Raw genomic sequence first — 22,714 nt, forward strand, 5'->3', positions numbered from 1 at the left:
CTCCGCCCTGTTTCCGGTAATGTGTTCCTGAACAGACCGAACGATTGTTTGAAACATATTTCCGGGAATGGCGTACTAAGGATTATGTGCTGGAGTTATTTTTAGAGAAAGGAGGTTTACAAGTGAAAAAAATCCGTAAAATTGCCTTTTCGGGCATAGTCACCGTCCTGCTGCTGATGCTCTTGACGCCGTTTGCAGCTTACACGCAAGCAAAGGGGACCTCTTCGGCTGCAGGAGGAACGGCTGCGGAAAAGCTGAAGGGCGGGCCGGTGTTCATTATCCCGGTTGACCAAGAGATTGAACGCGGACTGCAAAGCTTTTTGGAGCGGGGATTTGAGGAGGCGGCAAAATACGGGGCGGTTCTGATTGTACTGGAGATTGATACACCAGGGGGACTTGTCGACTCTGCGGAACAAATCGGGCAGATGGTCAGGGACAGTGAAATTCCTACAGCTGCTTATGTTAAGGGAGATGCTGCGTCTGCCGGCAGTTATATTGCCCTGAACGCCAACTCAATTATTATGAAGCCCGGAAGTATGATCGGCGCTGCATCGCTGGTGGATATGAACGGAAAAAGCGTGGACGACGCAAAGATGGTATCCTACTGGAAATCCAAGATGGTTGGCGCCGCTTCACTGAATGGACGTGATCCGGAGATTGCTGCAGGAATGATGGATGTGAACCTTGTCGTGAACAAGCCTGAACTCGGGGTGAACAAAGCGCAAGGCCAAATTATTGCTTTGACCAGCGATGAAGCGCTGAAAGCCGGATATGCCGATCATCTTGCCGATACGCCGGAAGAGGCCATTACTTTGCTTGGTTATTCCACGGACGACATTTTTCGAGTCGAACATACCGGAGCAGAAAAAATGTCGCATTTTCTGACAAATCCGATTATTATGACGATATTGCTCTTCATCGGCATCGCCGGAATTGTCATTGAGCTGCTGGTGCCGGGCTTTGGCGCTCCGGGAATTATCGGCACTCTCGCATTTGCCCTTTATTTCTTCGGCAACTATGTGGCGGGCTTCGCTGGAGCGGAGACCTGGCTGTTGTTCATTCTGGGACTTGTCATGCTTGTGCTGGAGCTGTTTGTCCCAAGCTTCGGGATTCTGGGTTTGCTGGGCTCTGTAAGCCTTGTGGCAGGCGTTGTTCGGGCTGCGTTCAGCTTAGAGCATGCATTCTTGAATCTGGGAATAGCCTTTGCGGCAGCCACGGTAGTTATCGCCATCGTAGCTGTGGTCTTCAAGGAACGGGGCATCTGGAACCGGTTTATTCTGCGTGACAGTCTAACCAAAGAGCAAGGATTTGTTCCGGTGCTGGAGAAACTGAGTCTGATTGGTGCCTCGGGCGTCAGCATTACACCGCTTCGTCCGGCCGGAACGGCCTTGGTCGGCAATGAACGTGTGGATGTGGTAACCGAAGGGAGCTTCATCAGTTCGGGGGTTCCAGTTTCCGTGGTGAAGGTCGAGGGAGGCCGTGTGGTTGTGAAGGAATCCGAGAAATAAGCGGAGCCTGCAGCCAGTATGTTTATGAATTTTAAAAATGTAACGGAGGTTGACAAAAAGTATGGGCGAAGCGTCTTTAATTCCGATTTTGCTGATCGCGGTTGTTGTGATCATTGTACTGAGCGTGTTCTTCAGTTTCTTCCCGGTGATGCTGTGGGTTTCCGCATGGGCATCCGGAGTAAGAATCAGCATTATTACCCTGGTGGCTATGAGACTCCGCCGGGTTACTCCGAGCCGGATTGTTAATCCGCTCATTAAAGCCACCAAAGCAGGGCTTGGCCTGAATATCAATCAACTGGAAAGCCATTACTTGGCAGGCGGTAACGTCGACCGGGTTGTCAATGCCTTGATTGCCGCCCAGCGGGCGGATATTCCGCTTGAATTCACACGCGCCGCTGCCATTGATCTTGCCGGACGCGACGTGCTGCTGGCCGTACAGATGAGCGTTAATCCACGGGTGATTGAGACCCCGATTGTCGCTGCTGTTGCCAAGAACGGGATTGAAGTCAAGGTTAAAGCGCGGGTTACAGTCCGGGCGAATATCGACCGGCTCGTCGGCGGTGCGGGGGAAGAAACAATCATTGCCCGCGTCGGCGAGGGGATTGTTACGACAGTAGGTTCCAGTAATTCGCATAAAGACGTATTGGAGAACCCGGATTCGATCTCGCGGACCGTTCTGTCCAAGGGTCTGGACTCCGGCACGGCCTTTGAGATTCTCTCGATCGATATTGCGGACGTGGATGTCGGCAAGAATATCGGAGCCTATCTGCAAACCGAGCAGGCTGAAGCGGATAAACGCATTGCACAGGCCAAAGCGGAGGAACGCAGAGCGATGGCCGTTGCCCATGAGCAGGAAATGAAAGCCCGTGTCGTTGAAATGAAGGCGCTGGTCGTCGAAGCTGAATCCCAGGTACCGCTGGCTATGGCTGAAGCGCTGCGTGCCGGTCAACTCGGGGTGATGGATTACATGAACCTCAAAAACATTGAAGCCGACACGCAAATGCGCGGCTCGCTCGGCAAATTAAATGATGGCGATGATTCGAGCCGTCCGACCAATAAATAAGGGGATGTGAGATCCCATGAGCAGTTTGATTTATATCGCCGTAGTCATTGTGATTGCGATCTTTTCCAACATGAACAAAGCGGGGAAGAATAAACAGAAAAATGCTCCGCGCGGCGGTATGCCGACTTTTGGCGGCGGAGGGGACGCCAGTCCTCTCCGCCGTGCACGGCAGCAGGAACGGAACCCTGAGGATGAAAGCCCGGCCCGTCAGGGCAGCGGGTTTCCTGTTCCGGGCGAGTCTTCTTATCCGGGCCAGCCTTCCGTGTCCTATGAAGAGCGTGAGTACGATTCTTCTCCTGTCTGGAAGGAGTCTCCTGAGCGGCCTTCTCCCGACTATGATACAGGTGAAGGAATGTCCCTTGAGCAATCGGGAGAAGACAGCGTACAGGCGCGTACAGAACGGATGCAGCGGGAGCTGGAACGCCTGCAGGCGTCGTTTGACGGCATGGCAGGCGCTTCAGAGGCAGGGGACGCAGGGACTGCTAGTAAGAGCGGTGCTGTCTCCGCGCGATCTGCTGCCCGTCATGGTTTGGCAGATAATCGTGAATCGCTGCGGAACGGGCTGGTATGGGCCGAAATCCTTGCTCCTCCCCGCTCACGCAAACCGCATTCTTCGCGGCGTTAAGTATAGTTATGAAGTATTAAGCGGCAATCAGCCGCCGGTATTCCACCGGTGCTGATTGCTGCTTTTTTTTATGAAGTCCTTCTTGGGGTTGCGGGGAGGATATGCGTTTACGGAGTCAGAGCGGGAATTGTGGTCAGTTGAGTGTAGAGATACTGCTGGTTGTCCACTATTTTGCCGCCAGCGTCCGCGCCTATGGTGGTTACGACTACTTCAATATCAGGGTTAGGCGTAGCTGCCATAGTAAATTTCTCCGTTCCTGTCAGATAGATTATTATATTTTGAGATTTTCATTTTGGATTGTATGTTCAACCAATTTCAAATGGAACGGGGATGCCGGATTCTGTGCTGATATTGAAATTATAGTAGGCAGGGTGAGTTCTTCTCATAAAAAACAGCATTGCCGCATAAGGTGTACAGAAGGCAGGAAGGGGGAGAAGTCTACATATGACCCGTATCGGCCGCAGGCTGCGGGGATGGACAAACGGGGTATTGGATCTTCCGCAGGATGTGCTGCAGGAGATGCCCCGAATCACCCTGATCGGCAATAAGGAGCTGTATATTGAGAACCATCGCGGCGTGCTGCATTTTTCCTCCGGGCAGCTTAAGCTTGCGTTAGTCAATGGTTATCTGGAGATTTCCGGAGAGGGATTAGTGATCCGGAATATTCTTGGCCAGGAACTGGCTGTAGAGGGTTTAATCGGGGAGATCAGATATAAGGGAAGCGAGGAGAAACCATGAAAGAACCGCCTCTGGCATCTCTGCGGGGGTTCGTTACACTGCATGTGACGGGACCGCAGGTGGAAAGGTTTATCAATGCAGTGAACGAACAAGGCATCGTCATATGGGATGTGAGGCCTGCGGGGGATGGCGCTTCCCTGAACCTGCTGCTGAATGACTTTTTTGTCCTTCGGCCGCTGTTAAAAAAGACAGGCTGCCGCATGCATGTGACAGGCAGGAACGGTTTGCCCTTCCGGCTCGCGCGGTTGTGTAAACGGAAGTTTTTTGCTGCCGGTTTATTGCTGTTTGGCATTGGCCTTCTGCTGCTTTCTTCAATGGTGTGGAGCATCAAAGTCGAAGGGAATCAATTCATTGCCTCCGAAGATATTCTGGACGCTGCTCGTCAAGAAGGCATCTATCCATTCCAGTGGATTTGGCGTATGGAGGAGCCGGACAAGCTCTCCAGGCAGATGACCTCGCGGATGCCGGGGCTTTCCTGGGTAGGGGTGCAGCGGACGGGGACGAGCATTACCATCCAGGTTGTCGAGGCTGACAAGCCTGAGAACAAGCCGCTGCTCAGCCAGCGTCATCTGATCAGCAGAACCGATGCGGTGGTTACCGAGATATACGCCGAGCAGGGCAGACCGGTTGTAGCGCGCAATTCGCGGGTCAAAAAAGGGGATATTCTGATCTCCGGCACCCTGGGTGATGAAAACAATATGCAGACGGTGGTTGCCAAAGGCGAGGTAAAGGGTCTAGTATGGCATGAATACAACATCGAGGTGCCGCTCAAAACAACCGGCAGTTCATATACAGGGGACCGGAAAGACCGCACATATCTGGTGATCGGCAATTGGGCGGTTCAACTTTGGGGATACGGGAAATCCGGATTTGAGAAATCACGGACGCTTACTGAGCATGATCTGCTGTCCTGGCGTTCTTTGCAGGTGCCGCTTGGACTGATGACTGAGAAGGAAATGGAGGTCAAATATACTTCCGGCACCAAAACTCCGGAGGCTGCCCGGCAGGAAGGGATTACCCGGGCAACTAATGATATTTTGGCCCGTTACGGCACTGACAGCGTTATTAAAAGTCAAAAAATTTTGCATGAGAAGAAAGAGAATGGTAAAGTTTATATGAAAGTGCTGTTTGAAGTGGAAGAGAGAATCGCGGAAGAACTTCCGATAGTAAACAACCGAGGAGAATGAGGCTACTTGTCAGAACAGACTGCAAGCATTCGTATATCTTTGCAAAATGCGGGAGAAGCGCAATCCCTGTTCGGCCCGCAGGATGGTTTTCTGAAAATTATCGAGAGTGAAATACCGGCGGTTATCGACTCGCGTGAAGCTGAAGTTACAATACGCGGGGCGGAGCGGGAAGTGGACATGCTGGGACAGCTGTTCAATGTGCTGCTGTCTCTGATCCGCAGCGGTTACATACTTAGTGAACGTGATGTGCAGTATGCGGTGGAGCTGGCAAAGGATTTCCGCGCCGACCAACTGCTTGATTTGTTCAAAGGTGAAATTACGACAACCTTCCGCGGCAAGCCGATCCGTGTCAAAACGATTGGCCAGAAGCACTATGTGACTTCGATCAAGAAGCGCGATATCGTCTTTGGCATCGGACCTGCGGGAACAGGGAAAACCTATCTCGCCGTTGTGCTTGCCGTCACCGCACTGAAGGAAGGTTCCGTGAAGCGCATCGTGCTTACGCGTCCTGCAGTTGAAGCAGGAGAAAGCCTGGGCTTCCTTCCCGGCGATTTGCAGGAAAAGGTTGACCCGTATCTCCGCCCACTCTACGACGCCTTATACGACGTTATGGGCCCCGATCAGGTTGCCAAGGCACTGGAACGGGGATTGATCGAAATTGCACCGCTCGCGTATATGCGCGGACGCACGCTGGATGATTCTTTTATCATTCTGGATGAAGCCCAGAATACGACTCCTGAACAGATGAAAATGTTCCTTACCCGGCTTGGATTTGGCTCCAAGATGGTTATTACGGGTGACGTTACCCAGATTGACCTGCCGCGCGGCAAAAAATCCGGGTTGATCGAAGCGAAGGCGATTCTGTCAGGCATCGAGGAGCTTGGGTTTGTTTATTTTGCGGAACAGGATGTCGTACGGCATTCCCTGGTGCAAAAAATTATCGTCGCCTATGACCGCTCTGCCGAAAACCAGGAATAACAAAGGGGACTGTCTCCATGGCCTCAAAGCAACCATCGAAATTAAGCGGATTTGTATATAGCAACAACGGCTGGAAGTATAGCGCGGCGACGCGCTATGCTCTTTTCCTGTTATTGGGGATTGTTTTCTACTTCAGCCTCTCGTCTGATTTGCTGCCTAAACGCTATGACATTAAAGAAAACACCAAAAGCGCCAAGGAAATTACTGCACCGAAGCAAATACTCGACAGCAAGGCTACGCTGAAGGCTCAGGAAGCAGCTGCTGAGACTGTGCAGAACAGGTATGAGATTATTCCGATGAGGCTCGATAATCTGGTAACCTTGCTGCTAGACCGGATAGACCGGCTCAATCAGGATGATCTGATTTCACAAAGTGAGAAGACCGACATTTACAAGGATGTCATTCCGCAGCGGGCCAATGATTTTATCGTGAACTTTGTGAATTCGAGCCGTAACTCCGGCACGTATTCCACTACACTGCTTGATGAGATGCAGTCCGTCATCAAAGAGCAGACCTACGTCATCCCGGAAGAGACTTATATCAAAATTCCGCGGCTGACCTCCCAGGACATCATCGAGATGAAGCCGGTTGCCCGGGATATTGTCACCAAGCTGATGAACGACCAGATTGTGGATGCCCAGACTGCGCGCGCGAAGGTAGCGGAGCAGGTCAGCGTCAGCTCGCTAAGCCAGCGCACAGCCCGTGAGGTGGTGCAGGAGCTGGTGCGGCTGGTGATCACGAGCAATAAGTTTTACGATGAGGAAGCTACCAAGGAAGCTAAGGTGCAGGCCCGCGAGAACACGCCGGATGTGTTCATTGAGCAGGGGGATGTGCTTGTAGCTAAAGGGGATTATATTACACCTGAGTTGTACGCACTGCTGGATGAGAGCGGCCTGCTGAGCAATGAGGTCAATTATTGGCCGCAGTTGGGCCTGTTCCTGCTGTCAGCTATGCTCTCCGCCGGTCTGCTGATGTTCATCCGTTATACCGGGGGGACCTCCGGCTTCAAGTACAATAATTCCCAGCTGCTTATGCTGGTGCTGGTGTTTATTATTACGATCATCTCGATGCGGCTTGCCGCGTTTTTACAGACCGATGTCCGGTCTTATGTCGGGTTCCTGGCTCCGGTAGCCATTGGCGCTATGCTGATCGCAATGCTGCTGGATATGACGCTGGCTTATTTCTGTTCCATCCTGTTCAGTATTCTATCCAGTATTATATTGAATGTGCAGCAGAATACGGTATTTGATTTCAACTTCGGCTTTTTTGCGCTTATTGTTTCCTATGTGGCAATTTTCGCCACCCACCGCGCCGGGCAGCGCTCTACGCTGCTGAAAGGCGGGATCATGGTGTCCCTGTTCGGTTGTGTGGCTGTGTTTATGCTGACGCTGCTGAGCGGCGGAGACTGGAATCAGACGCAGACACTGTACGCTATCGGCTTTGCCTTTGCCAGCGGTCTGCTGACCGCGGTGCTGGTAATCGGCCTAATGCCTTTCTTCGAGGCTACCTTTGGCATTCTATCGGCACTCAAGCTGGTAGAGCTGTCGAATCCGAATCATCCTTTGCTGCGCAAGCTGCTTACAGAAACGCCCGGAACCTATCATCACAGTGTAATGGTCGGCAATCTGTCAGAAGCTGCGGCGGAGGCGATCGGGGCGGACGGGCTGCTCTGCCGCGTAGGCTCCTATTATCATGATATCGGCAAGACAAAGCGGCCGTTTTATTTTATCGAGAACCAGAACAACATGGAGAATCCGCATGATTCGATTGAACCGAAGCTGAGTAAATCAATCATCGTGGCCCATGCCCGCGACGGGGTGGAGATGCAGAAGGAGTACAAGCTGCCCAAACCGATCCGCGACATTGCCGAACAGCATCACGGCACGACATTTCTGCACTATTTTTATCATAAAGCATTGAAGCTGGCCGAAGAGAAGGGTGTGGAGCCTGATTTCACGGAAGAGGATTTCCGTTATCCGGGGCCGAAGGCGCAGTCGAAGGAATCTGCAGTTGTCGGAATCGCCGACAGTGTGGAGGCTGCTGTACGTTCACTTCGCAAGCCGACAGTTGTGCAGGTGGAGACGATGATCGAGAAGATTATCAAAAGCCGGCTGGATGACCATCAATTCGATGAGTGTGATCTGACGATTAAGGAATTGGATATTATCGCCCGGACGTTGAAAGAAACGGTTATGGGGATTTTTCATTCCCGGATCGAATATCCGGAGGATGTGAAGAAACCTAAAAAAGAGGAAGGAGCCGTAAATACATGAGTCTTGCAATCGCTTGGAGCAATGAACAGGAAGAACACGAGATTAATGACGAGCTAATATCCCTGCTGGAGCGCATTTTGCAAAAAGCGGGTGAAGCAGAAGGTATTGAGGGCGGCGAGGTGGATCTTACCTTCGTTAATAATGAACGGATCCATGAGCTCAATCGGGAATACCGGGGAATTGACCGTCCGACGGACGTGCTTTCCTTTGCCATGAACGAAACCGGCGAAGATGAGCTGGAAATTATATACGGACAAGATGAGAATGAAGAGCTTGAAGATGTGCCGAATGTGCTCGGAGATATCATTATCTCTGTCACCCGCGCGCAGGAGCAGGCTTTGGAATATGGCCATTCCCTGGAGCGTGAGCTGGGTTTCCTGTTTGTGCACGGGTTTTTGCATCTGCTGGGCTACGATCATCAGGATGCTGCTTCTGAGACCGAAATGATGTCCAAGCAGGAGCATGTGCTGGCTCAGGTCGGGTTAACACGCTAATGGTCAAAAATACGGCGGTAGGCCACAAAAAGTTCTGGCATTCGTTTCGATTTGCAGCGCAGGGCATTGCCGGAGCGTTCAAATCCGAACTGAATATGAAGGTACATAGCGGCTTGGCTGTTCTTGTGCTTGCCGCTGCCGCCGTATTCAGACTTCCTGCGGCAAGCTGGATGCTGTTGCTGCTGGCAATTACGCTCGTTTTGACCGCTGAGCTGCTGAATACGGCTATTGAAGCGACGGTTGATCTGGTCTCACCGGAGATTCATCCCCTGGCCAAGACTGCCAAAGATACCGCCGCAGGTGCTGTGCTGCTTACGGCGGTGTTTGCTGTGATTACGGGAATCTATGTTTTTTATCATCCGGTGATGGACTGGATCACTGGACTTATGTCATAATCAGTTTACAACTTCAGCTCGGGGAGAGGCGGATCGGCGTTTTGCGCTCCGCCATCTTTGGTTAGACCCATACTTCTCGCAGTAAGAATCCTGTATGTTGAACAAATTTAATGGTGTGTAGGGGAAACGGTTTTGCCCGAATCAACTCAATGAAATTTATGCTTACAAAACTTAGGGTTATTTGCTTCCGAAGCAAGTTTTGTCCGAAGTTGCTCGATGAAGTCTATGCTTACAAAACTTAGGGTTATGCTTCCGAAGCGAGTTTTGTCCGAAGTTACTCAATGAAGTCTATGCTTACAAAACTTAGGGTTATGCTTCCGAAGCAAGTTTTGTCCGAAGTTGCTCAATGAAGTCTATGCTTACAAAACTTAGGGTTATGCTTCCGAAGCAAGTTTTGTCCGAAGTTGCTCAATGAAGTCTATGCTTACAAAACTTTTAGGAGGATCACTATGGATTCTGCGCTACTTCTTCAAGAAGCGATAAAGGCACGAACTAGTGCCTATATACCTTATTCCCGCTTTGGCGTCGGTGCTGCGCTGCTGGATCAGGACGGCCATGTCCACCATGGCTGCAATATTGAGAATGCTGCTTACGGGCCGACCAACTGTGCGGAGCGAACTGCGATGTTCCGCGCCATCGCGGACGGCCATAAAGCCCGCAGCTTCCAGGCGATCGCGGTTGTTGCGGATACCGATGGCCCCGTATCACCCTGCGGTGTCTGCCGGCAGGTGATGGTGGAACTATGCGGTCCCGACATGAAGGTCATCCTCGGGAACATGAAAGGCGATATCGTGGAGACTACCGTGCGTGACCTGCTCCCGGGCGCTTTCGGTCCGGACGATCTGGAGCAGGGCCAGGCTCCTGAGTAGATATTTGATAGGTAACCTTGTTTACAGCGTTATTAACTTGGAATGGTGGCAGAGCGGGAGGGTTGACGTTTGCGGCAATTGCAGAACAAATGTGTGGCGGAAGCTCATTTTGCCTTTCCCGTTACGCTTGCCTAGTTTAGTTGTATTTTGTACAGCTAAACTAACCTGTTTTTTGCAAGATATGTGTTTAGTTGTATAACCTGCAACTAAAATCAGCATAATGGCTCCAAACAGCGGTTTTTGCCAATTTTAATTGTACTTAATGCAGCTAAAATCATAGAGGTAACGATTCAAGGGGATTTAACTGTACAAAATACAATTAAACTGATTAAACCGAAGGATTGTCCAAAAAGCCGTAGAAGTATGAGTTATCTGTTCCATCGCCGAACAAGCAGCTTTACCGCTGCACTGCCGCATATGCAGCTAACTAATTTATCCGCACCGGCGTCGAACAAACAGTTGACTAGCTTTCCCGCTCAGCCGTCCAAGCGTGTTCCCGCAGGGAACGAAAGCGCTCCAAGCACGCCGCCTATTCCAAGCGCCGATCCTAACTGTGCCATCCCATTCCGGGTGTCCAGAGGGCTGGAGCCCTTGGGGTCCCCCTTGGCTAAGGGGGATTTAGGGGGATCGAAAAAAGCTTTTGAAACAGTTTTTAACGTTTTTGAAAAAGGAAGGAAGATTATATTGAAATTCAAATCAGGGTTTGTCGCCATTATCGGCAGACCGAACGTAGGCAAATCGACACTTATGAACCAGGTGATTGGCCAAAAAATTGCCATCATGTCGGACAAGCCGCAGACAACCAGAAACAAAATCCACGGGGTTTACACTGCCAACAACTCGCAGATCGTATTTTTGGACACGCCGGGTATCCATAAAAGACAATCCAAGCTGGGCGACTACATGAACCAGACGGCGATGAGCACGCTGCATGAAGTGGAGGCCGTGCTGTTTCTGGTGGACGCATCCGAAGGACTCGGCGGCGGCGACCGCTTTATCGCCGAGCAATTACACAGTATCAAGACACCGGTTATTCTGGTGATGAACAAAATTGACAAGATCGAGCCGGAAGCGCTGCTGCCGCTGATTACACAGTACAACAAGCTGCATGAGTTTGCCGAAATCGTGCCGATCTCCGCCAAGCTGGGCAACAATGTGAATACCCTGCTGGATCAGGTGGCGAAATATTTGCCGGAAGGTCCGCAGTATTATCCCGACGATCAAATTACCGATCATCCGGAGCAGTTCGTCTGCGCGGAGTTGATCCGCGAGAAGATTCTCCATATGACCCGCGAAGAGGTGCCGCATTCCATTGCGGTGGCCATCGAGGATATGAGTGTAGAACCCAATGGAGTTGTGCATATTTCCGCCGTTATTTTTGTGGAGCGCGATTCCCAGAAGGGGATCATTATCGGCAAGCAGGGTGCGCTGCTGAAAGAAGTGGGCCGGCGCGCCCGTACGGATATCGAGAACCTGCTGGGATCGAAGATTTTTCTGGAGCTATGGGTAAAAGTGAAAAAAGACTGGCGCAATCAGGACCGCGTACTGCGGGATTTGGGCTTCCATAAAGACCTTTAATCTTGGGCTCCGCAGCTTCTTGGCAGGAATTGCAAGGATAGAACCTGGCACATCGCACATCCTATTTCTGAAGAGACATCGTGTTTCCGAAGAAAGGATGAATACGAATGCGAGACTTTTCGTGGAAGTATTTTGCAATGACTGGAGATGTCGATGCTTATCTGCTGTACAGGGAAGCCGTAGATCCGCTGGATGAAGGCGGACTGCTGCTTGCAGAGGAAGAGAAGGCCCTTGATGAAGAAGCGCAATAAGGACTGGTTGCTTGCCGAATGGTTGGGGGAAGAGGCATGCTACACAGGGTGGAAGGGATCGTCATCCGCAGCATGGACTACGGCGAGGGGAACGCGATTATTACGCTTTGCACCGAGAACGCCGGCAAAGTAGGCGTTCTGGTGCGTGGCGCCAAGAAGGTCAAAAGCCGCCATGCTGCCCTGATCCAGCTGTTCACTGTAGGGGAATTTGTGTTTTTCCGCAACAACGGGGGACTGGGTACATTAAATGCCGGGGAAATTACACAGTCTCACCATCCGCTGCGCGGGGATTTGTTCAAAGCGGCATATGCTTCATATGCCTGCGAGCTGCTTGACCGTGTGCTGCATGATGAGGAGACGGGAAGCTTTTGGTTCCGCCAGCTTTCAGCCTGCTTGAATGCACTTGAGGACGGCAAGGAACCCGGCGTCATTATAAATGTTTTTGAGATGAAAATACTGCAGGCGGCCGGATATGGTCCGGAGCTGGATGCCTGTGTCGTATGCGGGTTGGACAAACCTGATGAAGAACTCAGAATAAGCCCCCGTCTCGGCGGGGTGCTCTGCCGCAGCTGCAGGCATAATGATCCTCCAGCCATGGAGATTTCTCCGCGGGCGCTGAAGCTGCTGCGTTTATTCGCTGCACTTGATTTAACCCGGCTTGGAAATGTCGACGTGAAGGAAGGCACCCGCGCAGAACTTAAAAAGATTATGCGTGCCTTTATGGACATGCAGCTTGGGCTGAAGCTGAAGTCGCAAGGGTTTCTTGATCAGCTCGACAAATATGATATTTGACGAAATCCAAATTTTCCGTTACTATGGTGACAGTTTCTTCTTGTTGTATACAGCCGTTGTTGCTCTGACATTTGGAGACGTACAGTGATCGGGAAAGTAATGGGCAAATTTGTCGCTTAAGCGAGCCGGGGATAGTGGAAGCCTGGCGGGACAAGGTTCATGAACACGGCACCCGGGAGTACGGTAACGGCAGAATGAAAAGTGGATTGCGCTCATCGGATGTGGCCTGCTTTATTGGCCGGTTACCGGATGCGTAATCAAGTAGGGTGGAACCGCGGGAGAATAAGTTAAGCTCTCGTCCCTATGTCTGTATATCAGGCATGGGGGCGGGAGCTTTTTTGCCTTGTGGTGAGGATATTAGCCAAGAATCCTGTATCGCCGCAAGTATAAAAGAGTGCCGCCTCCATCGCGCAGGAGCAAGAGCTTCAAGGCACAGCGTGCCAAAAACTTGTAAGCGAAGGAGTCGGTAGTATGAATTTTCAGCAGATGATTTTGACACTGCAGCAGTTCTGGGCAGCAGAGAATTGTATTCTCGTCCAGCCGTATGATACGGAAAAAGGGGCGGGCACGATGAACCCCATGACGTTTTTGCGTTCGCTTGGACCGGAGCCGTGGAAAGTAGCTTACGTTGAGCCTTCCCGCCGTCCATCGGATGGACGTTATGGCGAGAACCCGAACCGCCTGTACCAGCATCACCAGTTCCAGGTGATCATCAAGCCTTCACCGGACAACATACAGGAGCTTTATCTGGAAAGCCTGAAGGCGCTTGGCGTAGATCCGCTGCTGAATGATATCCGGTTTGTCGAAGATAACTGGGAGAATCCGTCGCTGGGTTGTGCAGGCCTTGGCTGGGAAGTATGGCTGAACGGCGAAGAGGTTACTCAGTTTACTTACTTCCAGCAAGTCGGAGGAATTGAGACCAAACCGGTTGCTGTTGAGATCACATACGGATTGGAACGGTTGGCTTCCAACATCATGAAGAAAGAAAATGTGTTTGATCTGGAATGGGTGGACGGCATGACCTATGGTGATGTATTCCATCAACCTGAGGTTGAGCACTCCACCTATACATTTGAAGTCTCCGATGTCAAAATGCTGTTCACACTCTTTAATACCTACGAAGAGGAAGCACGCAGAGCTATGGAGCACCATCTGGTGTTTCCGGCTTACGATTATGTGCTGAAATGCTCGCATACCTTCAATCTTCTGGATGCACGCGGAGCGATCAGCGTTACCGAACGCACGGGCTTTATTACGCGGGTGCGGAATCTGGCCCGTACCGTTGCGGCGACATATCTTGAGGAACGCGAGAAGCTTGGCTTCCCGCTGCTGAAGAAAGAAGGTGCTGACCTTGTCTAAAGATATATTGTTCGAGATCGGTTTGGAAGAGGTACCTGCACGCTTCATCCGCGCTGCGATGGAGCAGTTGAAAGACAGAACAACTAAATGGCTGGAAGCTTCGCGTATTTCCCATGGCGGAGTCAACGCATATGCAACACCGCGCCGCCTTACGGTTCTGGTGAAGGATGCTGCCGAAAGGCAAGAGGATATCAGCGAAGAGGTGAAGGGCCCTTCTCGTAAAATCGCGTTGGACGCGAGCGGCGAGTGGAGCAAGGCCGCACTCGGCTTTGCCCGCAGCCAAGGGGTGTCGACGGAGCAGTTTACCTTTAAAGAATTGGCCGGAGTGGAGTATATCTACGCCACCAAAAACAGTGAAGGTGTAAATACTTCCTCGCTATTGTCCGAAGGACTCAGCGGCATTGTCAGCTCGATGACCTTTCCGAAAAATATGCGCTGGGGAGCGTATGATTTTAAATTTGTCCGTCCGATCCGCTGGCTGGTTGCCTTGTTTGGGCAAGAGATCATTGATCTGGAAATTACAGGGGTTAAAGCAGGCAATACCAGCCGTGGCCACCGTTTCCTTGGAACGAATGTTGTTATTGCTGAACCTGCAGATTATGTGGAAGCTATGCGTGCGCAGCACGTGCTGGTTGATGTGAAGGAACGCGAAGAGCTGATTCTGAACCAGATCAACAAGCTGGCAGCAGAGAAAAGCTGGACAATTGCCATCAAAGAAGATCTGCTGGAGGAAGTGCTGTTCCTGGTAGAAACACCGACTGTGCTGTTTGGCACATTCGATCCTTCCTTCTTGAACATTCCGCAGGATGTGCTGATAACTTCAATGCGCGAGCATCAGCGTTACTTCCCGGTCTTAGATAGCGCAGGCACACTCCTGCCGTTCTTCGTTACCGTGCGTAACGGAAATGCAGAATCGCTGGACGTCATTGCCAAGGGGAACGAAAAGGTGTTGCGTGCCCGCCTATCGGATGCGAAGTTCTTCTATGGGGAAGATCAGAAAATGCAGATCAGCGATGCGCTGGCTAAGCTGGAATCAATCGTGTATCACGAAGAGCTGGGCAGCGTTGGCGATAAGGTCCGCCGCATCCGGGCCATTTCTGACAAGCTCGCTGCGAAGCTGGGGCTGTCCGCAGATACCGCGGCTGAAGTCAGCCGTACGGCCGATATTTGCAAATTCGATCTGGTGACGCAGATGGTCTATGAGTTCCCTGAGCTTCAGGGCACAATGGGTGAAGATTATGCTCGCAAAGCGGGAGAAGCGGAAAATGTGGCAAAAGGTATTTTTGAGCATTATCAGCCGCGTTTTGCCGGAGATGCAGTTCCTTCTACGCAAGCTGGTCTTATAGTCAGCCTGGCCGATAAAATCGATACGATCGTGGGCTGCTTCTCCATCGGTATTATTCCGACCGGTTCACAAGACCCTTACGCGCTTCGCCGCCAGGCGGCAGGCATCGTGCAGATGGTGCTGGAGCATCAATTGCCAATCTCTTTGCAGGAAATTTTCGCTGCGGCTTTGGAAATTCATGAAAATTTGCGCACAGAGAAACATTTTGCCCCTGAACTGCGTATAAACCTTTACGAGTTCTTCGGTCTGCGCGTAAAACGACTCTTGTCCGACGACAATATCCGCTACGATGTGGTGGATGCAGTGACTGCCGCTGGTTTTGATGACATTGTCGCTGTTGTAGGCAGAAGCCGTGCGCTTACCGATGCTGTGAATGAAGTCGCTGATTTCAAGATCACTGTGGATTCGCTGACTCGTATCAGCAATCTGGCAGCGAAGGCGCCGGAAGGCATTGTGGTTGAGCCTTCATTGCTGAAAGAAGAGGCTGAGCTTAAGCTGTACGAAACATGGCAGGGTATTCACACGCCGTATCATGAAGCGCTCACTGCCCGAAATGCAGCTGAAGCGCTGCGGATTCTTTCCGGCCTTAAGGATGCCGTTACCGGGTTCTTCGATTCCGTAATGGTTATGGCTGAAGATGAGGGAATACGTGCGAACCGTCTTGCGCTGCTGGCCGGCATTGATGCCGACTCCAAATCTTTTGCCGATTTCGGTAAGCTGGTTTGGTAAAACCCGGCAGCATTCAAGTAATGTTTGTGATTTTTATGGTATAGATCGATGGTTTAGGGTATAAATATACGGAACGGTGCCAATGCGTAAGTTGACATTCGTTCCGTATTTATGCTTTATCAAAGAAGGATTTTTCGTTTGGCAAAGCGTATATATATTACACGGGAATTTGGTGATGTCATGTTGAGATCCCAAGAAAGAACAATTGTAGTCGACGGGGACGCGTGCCCGGTCAAGAAGGAAATCGTTGCTGTAGCCCGTTCTTTCGGCATTCCGGTATTGATGGTTTCTTCTTTTGACCATGTGCTGCAAGCTGAAGAAGGTGTTACTGTGGTGCAGGTGGACCGCGGCGCAGACAGTGCAGACCTGTATATTGCCAATCATGTTTCTGCTGGAGATGTAGTCATTACACAGGATTACGGCCTGGCGGCACTTGCGCTCGGCAAACGTTGCAAGGTGCTCTCTAACCGGGGACAGGAATATGACAATTCCAACATGGATTTTATGCTGGAGAGCAGGCATGCCAGTGCGGTGGAACGCAGGCGGGGGCACTATTCCAAGGGTCCAAAAGCCATCACCGCAGAGGAAAAAATGAATTTTCAACATAAACTGACAAAACTTTTAACAATTTTGCAGGAGAATGTGGAGCTATAGCGAATTATATTTATTTGTTAAGAGATGAAGGTGGTTGAAGTGGCTAGCGGACACGGTAATATTCCAGAAGAAGTTATCGAGAGCGTGCTGGCGCGGCATGACATTGTCGATACCGTCGGTAAGGTTGTCCATTTGTCCAAGCAGGGGAAATATTTATGGGGCCTCTGCCCGTTCCATTCGGAGAAATCCCCTTCCTTCACCGTAACCCCGGACCGGGGAGTTTTTCATTGCTTTGGCTGTGGTATGGGCGGAAATGCCATCAAATTCAGGATGGAAATCGAAGGGTTATCCTTCCCCGAAGCAGTCAGAATAATGGCGGAAGAAAGCGATATTGCTATTCCCGAAGGCAAAGGAGGCACATTATCTCCTCCCGATCCTGAGCGGGACCGGCTGATACAGGCTTATGAGTTGTCGGCCAAATTTTATCATTTTTTGCTGAAGAACACGGAATACGGCACTGCCGCAATGAATTATTTAAGATCCCGGAACTTCAGTGATAAAATGATCGACCAGTTTCAAATCGGCTATGCTCCAGACCGATGGGACACCCTGCTGCAGTTTCTGGAGAAACGGAATTTTGATCTTGCTGAAATGGAAAAGGGCGGGCTGTTGTCTGCCAGGGGCGAGGGCAAAGGGTATCTCGACCGTTTTCGCGGGCGCGTTATTTTTCCGATTGCGAACCGCACAGGCAAGACCATCGCTTTTGCCGGAAGAATTCTTGGGGAAGGTCAGCCGAAATATTTGAATTCCCCGGAGAGCAGACTATTTAACAAAAGCCGGATTCTGTACAATTTGCACCAGTCCAAAGCATCCATCCGCAAAACGCGGCAAATCGTCCTCTTCGAAGGATACGGCGATGTCATTTCGGCCTGGGAAGCAGGTGTGCATAACGGCGTGGCTACCATGGGAACCTCGCTGACTGAGGGACATGTAGCCCTGATGAAAAGTCTGGCTGACGAGATTGTTCTTGCCTACGATGGCGACCGGGCGGGACAAGCTGCAGCGATGAAGGCGATCCCGATGCTGGAAAGCAATGATCTGCGGGTGAAGGTTGCCGTGCTGCCGAGCGGTCTGGATCCGGATGAATTTATCTCCCGTCACGGCGGGGACAGATTCAAGGAACAGGTGATGGATTCGGTGGTATCATCCATAAAATTTAAGCTTATATATCTGAAAAAAAACCATATACTCCTAGAGGAAGACGGCAAAATCGCCTATGTCAAGGAGGCATTGGAGATTATTGCATCACTGCAATCTTCGACCGAGCGTGAAGTTTATCTGCGGGAAATATCCTCAGAGCTGGAGCTGTCATATGATAGCTTAAAGCAGGATTGCAACTTGCTGCGGGCGTCGATGCAAAAAAACATCCCCGAAGGGGATAATAACGATAAAAGGTGGAATAATGGTAGGCATAAAAAAGGGCAAGTGCAGACACCTACTTTACTGCCCGCTTATCATGTTGCGGAACGGCGCCTGCTATCCTTTATGATTCAGGACCCGGAAGCTGCTACTTATGTAGGCGAACGCCTCGGAGAAGAGTTCAACATCGATGATCATGCGGCAATCGCCGCTTATCTATATGCCTATTATGCGCAAGGCAAACCACCCGGCATCAGCCGTTTTTTATCATCACTACAGGATGATCGTCTGGAGAAGACTGCAACAGCGATATCCATGATGGACACACCGCCGGATTGGAATACGCAGGTTTTGGACGATTGTATCCGTGAAGTGAGGAAGTACCCCCTGCAGCGCAGGATGGAGCAAAAACGCGAAGAAATGATTCAAGCGGAGAAATCCGGTGACTTTTTGCGTGCGGCACAAATTGCAAGTGAGATTATAACCCTAGAGAGACAATAAGGAATTGACAGGATGTACCTAGGGAGGAGGGAGTCGAATTATGGCGAACGATCAGCACACTGAACTGGAAGCAGAATTTACTCTGGATCAGGTTAAGGACCAGCTTATTGAGCACGGCAAGAAAAGATCATCATTGAACTACAAAGATATTATGGAGAAATTGTCGCCGTTTGATCAAGACCCCGAGCAGATGGAGGAATTCTACGAGCAGCTCAGCGACCTCGGTATCGAGGTTGTAAATGAGAATGACGAGGAAGGTTCACCGCTCCGCCAGAGCGAGGATAACGAGAATAGCGACTCTGACGACTTCAGCTTTGACGACGATTTGTCGCTGCCGCCGGGAATCAAAATTAACGACCCCGTCCGGATGTATCTGAAGGAAATCGGACGTGTGCCGTTGCTCTCGGCTGACGATGAAGTCGAACTGGCCATGAGAATCAAAAATGGTGATGAGGAAGCGAAACGCCGGCTGGCCGAAGCGAATCTGCGGCTCGTTGTCAGTATCGCCAAGCGTTATGTTGGACGCGGCATGCTGTTCCTGGATTTGATCCAGGAGGGCAATATGGGTCTGATCAAAGCGGTTGAGAAATTTGACCACAATAAAGGGTTCAAATTCAGTACCTATGCTACTTGGTGGATTCGCCAGGCCATTACGCGCGCTATCGCCGACCAGGCGCGGACAATCCGTATTCCAGTGCATATGGTGGAGACCATCAACAAGCTGATTCGTGTCTCCCGTCAGCTGCTGCAAGAGCTTGGACGCGAGCCTTCGCCGGAAGAAATTGCGGCTGAAATGGAATTGACGGTTGAGAAAGTCAGAGAAATCATGAAGATTGCCCAAGAGCCGGTTTCCCTGGAAACACCAATCGGTGAAGAGGATGATTCGCATCTGGGCGATTTCATTGAGGATCAGGAGGCGCTTGCTCCTGCGGATGCAGCAGCCTATGAACTGCTGAAGGAACAGCTGGAGGATGTGCTGGACACGCTCACCGAGCGTGAAGAGAACGTGCTTCGTCTTCGTTTCGGTCTGGATGACGGCCGGACGAGAACGCTTGAGGAAGTGGGTAAAGTATTCGGCGTAACCCGTGAACGGATCCGCCAGATTGAAGCAAAAGCGCTGCGTAAGCTGCGCCACCCAAGCCGCAGCAAACGGCTTAAAGATTTCCTCGAATAGGTTTCATAAACCGGACCTTCTGCTGCACGGTGGCAGGAGGTCCTTTTATCTTGAGATACACCTAAGTAAAGGTGTGAAAAGAGAGGGATTAGCCGTTGAATTTGGAAAAACGAGAAATTATATTAAGAGAAATTCATTACTGGAGAAGGAGCAAGCTACTGCCTGAGCAGTATTGCGACTTCTTGACCAACCTTTACGATGATGAGAAGGAGATCAAAGACAGCAATCCGATCTCGCTGAAAAATCTTCAGCAGGGCAGCATCAAAATATGGTTGTTTGGTTTTGGAATTATTTCCTTGATTTTCTTGATTAGTCTTTATTTTAGCGTTTTTCCTTGGCCTTTGCAACTTGCCACAGCTCTATGTGTACTAATTGTTTGTTACGGTTACTCGGCTATTTACCGGGACCGAAACCACATGATCAGTCTTGTTTTGGCAGGAGTTGGCAGTGTACTGACGATAGGATTTGGCCTCTGGCTCATTGCTCTGCATGATCTGAACGCGGACTTTTGGCGGCCGCTGCTGATCGCAGGATGCGGCCTATTGTGGGTGATACTCGGATTCACATTGCGTATAGGCTTGCTGCACTATTGCGGGTTTGCCTTCTGGGCCCTGCTCTATGCCGGGTTCTCCGGCCAAATGCGCCCTGATGCTTCGGTCCTGGAGCTTGAGCTGCTCTGGCTGCCGCTCTGCATACTGATGGTCTGGCTGAGCTGGTTGTTGTACCACAGGATCAAAGGGGTTTCAGGGGTATATTTGGGCGTCGGAGTGTCGCTGTGGCTGATGCCGGAGATTGATGCGCTGTGGCTCAGACCGGATTATCCGGAATGGGTGTCGCTGGTGTTAATATTCAAGATTGCAGCCGGCCTTGCGCTGCTGTTTATTTTCCGAAAAAAATGGATAACGTGGGTGGCCTCATGAACAACGTAAAATTATCAAACCGGCTCCAGCTTGTGCTGGAGCAGATTCCAACAGGCAGCAAACTTGCCGATATCGGCTCGGATCATGCCCTGCTTCCGGTAGCAGCCTTGAGAAGCGGGAAAGCGGTCTCTGCAATAGCAGGTGAAGTCAATCCAGGACCTTATGAAGCAGCACGTAGAGGTGTGGCGGAGGCGGGTCTGGGCAAACAGATTGAGGTGCGGCGCGGAGACGGTCTCGAAGTGCTGGAGCCGGGTGAAGCTGACAGCATCTCCATCGCCGGAATGGGCGGCGCATTGATTGCCGCTATCCTGGACCGCGGCAAAAGCCTCGGCAAGCTTGCAGGTGTGAAGCTGCTTGCGCTGCAGCCAAATGTGGGCGAGGATATTCTGCGCCGCTGGCTGCTGAACAACCACTGGGTGCTTACAGCAGAGCATATCCTGGAAGAAGACGGGAAAATATATGAAATACTGACGGCGGTCCCTGAGGGTGAAGCTGCAGGGATCACAAATGAGCAGCTTTATCATGAACGGCAGCTTGCCGGTGGCAACATGGTATGCAGCAAGGAGCTGCTTCTGCAAATGGGGCCTTGGCTGCTGCAAGCGCCAAACGCCGTATTTACTGCCAAATGGCAGAGTGAGATTGCAAAATTGGAAGGGATTCTGGCTTCACTGTCCCGCTCGGAGCTTGAATCGGCGGAAGAAAAGCGCAGCAGGATCACGGCACAGATCACAACAATCTCGGAGGTGCTGAAATGTACGCCAAAGGACAAACTGTAATCGGGTATATGGAGCAGCTTGCCCCGAAACATCTGGCTGAGGAATGGGATAACATCGGCCTTCAGCTGGGCAGCCTGCAGAAAGAAATTACCGGCGTGCTGGTTGCACTGGACGTCAACGACGACATTGTGGACGAAGCGATTGCTCAGGGCTGTAACCTGATCATCGCCCATCACGCGATTATCTTTCGTCCGCTTAAGGGGATACAGACCGAAACACCGATGGGCAAGCTCTATGAGAAGCTGATCAAAAATGATATTGCCGTATATATCAGCCATACCAACCTGGATGTCGCTGAAGGCGGGATGAACGATTGGATGGCGGAAGCGCTTGGCATCGAGAACGGTGCGCCGATCAAGGACATTCATACCGAGCAGCTGTCCAAGCTGGTTGTATTCGTGCCGAAGGATCATCACCAGAAGGTGCTGGACGCCATCCTGAATGCCGGTGCAGGCTGGATTGGCAACTACAGCCATTGCAGCTTCAACATCGAAGGCTACGGCACCTTCATTCCGCGTGAAGGCTCGCAACCTTATATTGGAGAAGCGGGTAAAATGGAACGCGCCGAGGAAGTCCGCATCGAAACGATCGTGCCGCTGTCTATCCGCAATAAAGTAGTTCAGGCGATGCTTAAAGCTCATCCTTACGAAGAGGTGGCGTATGATCTTTATTCCATGGACCTTAAAGGCCGCAGCCTTGGACTCGGCAGAGTAGGCAAGCTTAAGGAGCCAACAACGCTTGGCGAATTTATCGAGACGGTCAAAACCGGCCTGAAGGTCGATCACGTTCGTGTTGTGGGCGATTTGAACCGCCCCATCCGCAAAGCGGCTGTAATGGGCGGCTCGGGGGCGAAGTATTATAACAGCGCCATCTTCAAAGGAGCCGATGTACTGGTGACTGGCGATGTCGATTATCATACGGCTCAAGATGCTTACTTGGCCGGCATCTCATTAATTGATCCGGGACATAATGCGGAGAAGATTATGAAGGAGAAAGTGGCCGATTGGATTCAGGGTAAGCTGGCTGAGCATAAGTACGGCACAGCGGTGTATGCTTCGCAGATTGATACAGAGCCTTTCAAATTCCTGTAGATTCCCTTTATTTACACTTGTGCAGGTTGCGGCAAATCTGTATAATATACAATGT

General features: G+C 51.1%; 22 protein-coding genes. 21 read left to right on the forward strand and 1 reads right to left on the reverse strand.

Annotated features, from left to right (window positions below; all coding sequences use genetic code 11):
• Positions 1–176 precede the first annotated feature (176 nt).
• From ACAN56_RS13645 to ACAN56_RS13655, 3 genes are all read left to right on the forward strand, one after another.
• Positions 177–1,508, forward strand: coding sequence for an NfeD family protein (locus ACAN56_RS13645; protein WP_341119153.1), 1,332 nt, complete (start codon positions 177–179; stop codon positions 1,506–1,508).
• Between the two features lie 61 nt (positions 1,509–1,569).
• Positions 1,570–2,571: a flotillin-like protein FloA gene (floA, locus tag ACAN56_RS13650; RefSeq protein WP_076109091.1), complete on the forward strand. Its 1,002-nt coding sequence runs from the start codon at positions 1,570–1,572 to the stop codon at positions 2,569–2,571.
• A gap of 16 nt (positions 2,572–2,587) precedes the next feature.
• Positions 2,588–3,196, forward strand: a complete 609-nt coding sequence (locus tag ACAN56_RS13655) for a hypothetical protein (RefSeq protein WP_379143423.1) — start codon at positions 2,588–2,590, stop codon at positions 3,194–3,196.
• A 107-nt stretch (positions 3,197–3,303) separates the two neighbouring features.
• Here the strand turns inward: ACAN56_RS13655 and ACAN56_RS13660 are convergent, their stop codons facing one another.
• The gene (locus ACAN56_RS13660; protein WP_379143425.1) at positions 3,304–3,435 is read right to left on the reverse strand and encodes a hypothetical protein; all 132 of its coding nucleotides are present in this window, start codon (positions 3,433–3,435) and stop codon (positions 3,304–3,306) included.
• Between the two features lie 205 nt (positions 3,436–3,640).
• On the opposite strand from ACAN56_RS13660, the gene yqfC reads away from it, so the two are divergent.
• The 18 genes from yqfC (at position 3,641) to ACAN56_RS13750 (ending at position 22,659) form a co-directional block, all read left to right on the forward strand.
• On the forward strand, positions 3,641–3,934 hold the full coding sequence (yqfC, locus tag ACAN56_RS13665) for a sporulation protein YqfC (RefSeq protein WP_038595431.1): 294 nt from the start codon (positions 3,641–3,643) through the stop codon (positions 3,932–3,934).
• Positions 3,931–5,121, forward strand: coding sequence for a sporulation protein YqfD (gene yqfD, locus ACAN56_RS13670; protein WP_379143427.1), 1,191 nt, complete (start codon positions 3,931–3,933; stop codon positions 5,119–5,121). Before yqfC ends, yqfD begins: the two co-directional genes overlap by 4 nt.
• A gap of 6 nt (positions 5,122–5,127) precedes the next feature.
• The gene (locus ACAN56_RS13675; protein WP_038595428.1) at positions 5,128–6,099 is read left to right on the forward strand and encodes a PhoH family protein; all 972 of its coding nucleotides are present in this window, start codon (positions 5,128–5,130) and stop codon (positions 6,097–6,099) included.
• Between the two features lie 17 nt (positions 6,100–6,116).
• Complete coding sequence (locus ACAN56_RS13680; protein ID WP_379143430.1) at positions 6,117–8,372, forward strand: HD family phosphohydrolase; 2,256 nt, start codon at positions 6,117–6,119, stop codon at positions 8,370–8,372.
• Positions 8,369–8,866: an rRNA maturation RNase YbeY gene (gene ybeY / locus ACAN56_RS13685; protein WP_379143432.1), complete on the forward strand. Its 498-nt coding sequence runs from the start codon at positions 8,369–8,371 to the stop codon at positions 8,864–8,866. Before ACAN56_RS13680 ends, ybeY begins: the two co-directional genes overlap by 4 nt.
• Positions 8,866–9,261 carry a diacylglycerol kinase family protein gene (locus ACAN56_RS13690; protein WP_038595423.1) on the forward strand — a complete coding sequence of 132 codons (396 nt, stop codon included), beginning with the start codon at positions 8,866–8,868 and terminating at the stop codon, positions 9,259–9,261. Before ybeY ends, ACAN56_RS13690 begins: the two co-directional genes overlap by 1 nt.
• Positions 9,262–9,710: 449 nt before the next feature.
• On the forward strand, positions 9,711–10,130 hold the full coding sequence (locus ACAN56_RS13695; RefSeq protein WP_038595422.1) for a cytidine deaminase: 420 nt from the start codon (positions 9,711–9,713) through the stop codon (positions 10,128–10,130).
• Between the two features lie 747 nt (positions 10,131–10,877).
• Complete coding sequence (gene era, locus ACAN56_RS13700; RefSeq protein WP_231578510.1) at positions 10,878–11,708, forward strand: GTPase Era; 831 nt, start codon at positions 10,878–10,880, stop codon at positions 11,706–11,708.
• 107 nt (positions 11,709–11,815) lie between these two features.
• Complete coding sequence (locus ACAN56_RS13705) at positions 11,816–11,959, forward strand: YqzL family protein (RefSeq protein WP_076109086.1); 144 nt, start codon at positions 11,816–11,818, stop codon at positions 11,957–11,959.
• A 36-nt stretch (positions 11,960–11,995) separates the two neighbouring features.
• Entirely contained in the window at positions 11,996–12,751 is a 756-nt protein-coding gene (recO, locus tag ACAN56_RS13710) for a DNA repair protein RecO (RefSeq protein WP_038595420.1), read from the forward strand.
• A gap of 471 nt (positions 12,752–13,222) precedes the next feature.
• Entirely contained in the window at positions 13,223–14,110 is an 888-nt protein-coding gene (gene glyQ / locus ACAN56_RS13715; protein WP_038595418.1) for a glycine--tRNA ligase subunit alpha, read from the forward strand.
• Positions 14,103–16,184 (forward strand): glycine--tRNA ligase subunit beta, encoded by a 2,082-nt coding sequence (gene glyS, locus ACAN56_RS13720; RefSeq protein WP_038595417.1) that lies wholly within the window; start codon positions 14,103–14,105, stop codon positions 16,182–16,184. The genes glyQ and glyS overlap by 8 nt, the downstream gene beginning before the upstream one ends.
• Before the next feature lie 180 nt (positions 16,185–16,364).
• Positions 16,365–16,838 (forward strand): YaiI/YqxD family protein, encoded by a 474-nt coding sequence (locus tag ACAN56_RS13725; protein ID WP_038600475.1) that lies wholly within the window; start codon positions 16,365–16,367, stop codon positions 16,836–16,838.
• A gap of 39 nt (positions 16,839–16,877) precedes the next feature.
• Entirely contained in the window at positions 16,878–18,698 is a 1,821-nt protein-coding gene (gene dnaG, locus ACAN56_RS13730; RefSeq protein WP_038600472.1) for a DNA primase, read from the forward strand.
• A 40-nt stretch (positions 18,699–18,738) separates the two neighbouring features.
• Entirely contained in the window at positions 18,739–19,872 is a 1,134-nt protein-coding gene (gene rpoD, locus ACAN56_RS13735) for an RNA polymerase sigma factor RpoD (protein WP_038595416.1), read from the forward strand.
• 95 nt (positions 19,873–19,967) lie between these two features.
• Positions 19,968–20,792, forward strand: a complete 825-nt coding sequence (locus ACAN56_RS13740; RefSeq protein ID WP_038595414.1) for a hypothetical protein — start codon at positions 19,968–19,970, stop codon at positions 20,790–20,792.
• Complete coding sequence (locus tag ACAN56_RS13745) at positions 20,789–21,568, forward strand: tRNA (adenine(22)-N(1))-methyltransferase (RefSeq protein WP_379143438.1); 780 nt, start codon at positions 20,789–20,791, stop codon at positions 21,566–21,568. The genes ACAN56_RS13740 and ACAN56_RS13745 overlap by 4 nt, the downstream gene beginning before the upstream one ends.
• Positions 21,544–22,659, forward strand: coding sequence for a Nif3-like dinuclear metal center hexameric protein (locus tag ACAN56_RS13750; protein WP_038595412.1), 1,116 nt, complete (start codon positions 21,544–21,546; stop codon positions 22,657–22,659). Before ACAN56_RS13745 ends, ACAN56_RS13750 begins: the two co-directional genes overlap by 25 nt.
• Positions 22,660–22,714: the final 55 nt, after the last annotated feature.

The sequence above is a fragment of the Paenibacillus paludis genome (genome assembly GCF_042610515.1).
GTDB lineage: Bacteria > Bacillota > Bacilli > Paenibacillales > Paenibacillaceae > Paenibacillus_AQ.